Annotated in this window: 4 protein-coding genes; all 4 read right to left on the bottom strand. The window is 35.7% G+C overall.

Going from position 1 to position 1,935, the window contains the following annotated elements; translation table 11 throughout:
* Positions 1–572: hypothetical protein (locus AB0N14_RS39950; protein WP_366030583.1), on the bottom strand; the 572-nt coding region annotated here is incomplete at its 3' end.
* Positions 565–1,143, bottom strand: coding sequence for a hypothetical protein (locus AB0N14_RS39945; protein WP_046780977.1), 579 nt, complete (start codon positions 1,141–1,143; stop codon positions 565–567). The genes AB0N14_RS39950 and AB0N14_RS39945, both read right to left, overlap by 8 nt.
* Before the next feature lie 7 nt (positions 1,144–1,150).
* A complete protein-coding gene (locus tag AB0N14_RS39940; RefSeq protein WP_003131481.1) occupies positions 1,151–1,477 on the bottom strand; it encodes an HTH domain-containing protein in 327 nt (108 codons plus the stop codon).
* On the bottom strand, positions 1,464–1,658 hold the full coding sequence (locus AB0N14_RS39935; RefSeq protein WP_010905048.1) for a hypothetical protein: 195 nt from the start codon (positions 1,656–1,658) through the stop codon (positions 1,464–1,466). Before AB0N14_RS39935 ends, AB0N14_RS39940 begins: the two co-directional genes overlap by 14 nt.
* Positions 1,659–1,935: the final 277 nt, after the last annotated feature.

Below are 1,935 nucleotides of genomic sequence, written 5' to 3'. Positions count from 1 at the left end.
CTGACAGCCCCAACAAAAAACAGTTTGGTCATTCGTTCGGTTAAATCACCTTCTTTCGCCCCCAAATAATCAGGAAATAGACTTCTTGCACGTTTGACCTTATCCCAATTCTTGTAACAGTCTTCCATGAAATCTTGAACAGGATTATATTTATTTTCGTAAGCAATTTTATTAATTACATTGACTAGAAGCCGACTATCAAATAAAACATCATATTTTTCTTCAAAATGTTCAAGAATAGCCGTAATATAAACCTCTTTTAACCCGTCATTCTCAATCTCTACTCCTCTCAACTTGAAAGGGGTTCTGATTTCTATTTCTTGTGTAAAAGAATTAAACACAAATTGATTTTTTAAAATGTTGTCATTTTCTATGGCGATTCGTATGTTTTTTAAAGAATTTACTTTTGGTTTACCATACTGATTGAGGGCGAAATTTTCAGCTTCAAATTTAACTTTAACGATTTTATCGCTCTGAGGTGGTTTTTGTTCTGACTTCTTACTCTCTGCTTTTGCTTTTTCTTCCTCGTAGCTGTTAATCATATTTTGAAAATCATCATCTACATTAGTCACTCAACACCTCTCTTTCTTTTTCATCAAAATATTCATCCGCAAGACTTATAAAATCAGCCAGTAAGCCTTGTTTCTGAGTCCCGTCACAAGTCGCTTCAATTTCTGAAACAGCCCACATCATGAGATATTTATAGTTATAGCCGTGTTTCTTTCCTAAAATAATAAACTTCATCATGTTCTTACTATTCAAGAAGCCCTGATGCATCACGATTTCATCTTTGAATTTCTCGAAGGCATTTTGTCGATAAACGGTAGCGACTTTTTCAGATTGATCACGCTGCAGCTTATTAAGAAACTTCATAAATTTATTGGATGGATGCGCTGGATGTTTATAATGCACTTTTTTATACCCTTGTTCTTGATATTTAGAGGTTAGAAAGTTAAAAATCTCCCAATGTTGGCTCACACTGATATCAAGAACCGAATCAAAATGACCACTAAAGCTCATATTATTAGGGACAAGATAAACATATTGATAGAAATCTTCTTTCTCCAAAATGAGTGTCTCTCCTGCACCTTTCATCAGTTTTTTAGCTACTATTTTATTTAGGCGAATTGTTAATAGTTCCATATCTCCCCTAATCAATCATTTCATCTAACCAGTCAAGTGAGGCACTTCGAACGCCCATGACCGCTTTTAGAGTGCTATAAGCCATGTTTTCTTTTTTCGTAATGCCTTTGGTGCGCTCCTCTTCATTAGTAGGGGCAAAATATCCAATATTATCAATTGAGCCAATGGCGCAACCCTTCCCTTGCAAAAATGCAATTCTTCCTTGCAACGTCCGAAAATCTACATTTAGAGATTGAGCCAACATTTTACCGTTAATTGCTTTATCAATCCCTTTATGGTCTGCCAGTATTTTAATAATGTTTTGATCTATTTTCTGTAAGTCAGTTATCTTCATTGAGATACCCCCAAATTCTAGTAATCGTTTCTAAAAATTGCTCATAGCTTGCTCTCTGTCTAGCTTCGCCAATCAAGGTAAACATTAAAACAGTCATAGCTTCGTTGCTTGTATCGCTGATAAGATACTCTAAATTGTCCTTATTACTTTCATTTTCAAGGACATCAATAGTAATTTTCATGGTTTAGTTTCCTTTATCTGTAATTTCATGATAGCCAGTTGCTTGCCCAAAACTGGGCTTACTTGAGTGCATAAGTTGCTTTTCACTCCACTAGGTAAGTTTATGCTTGTGCTAGCTTCAAACTGCTGTATTAAGTCATATTTAACCGCTCTTGCATTGTGAATCATCTTATAGGGGTGTTTTCCTATCGTCCTGAAACTATTCCGCCCTAGCCGTTTCCTTGCCGTGTAGCCTTGGTGGTGTTCTATCATTTCGCTACCTCATCAAATAAGCTGAT

Source organism: Streptomyces sp. NPDC051104 (genome assembly GCF_040682835.1).
Lineage (GTDB): Bacteria > Actinomycetota > Actinomycetes > Streptomycetales > Streptomycetaceae > Streptomyces > Streptomyces cynarae.
This window is presented reverse-complemented; position numbering and strand designations above follow the sequence as displayed.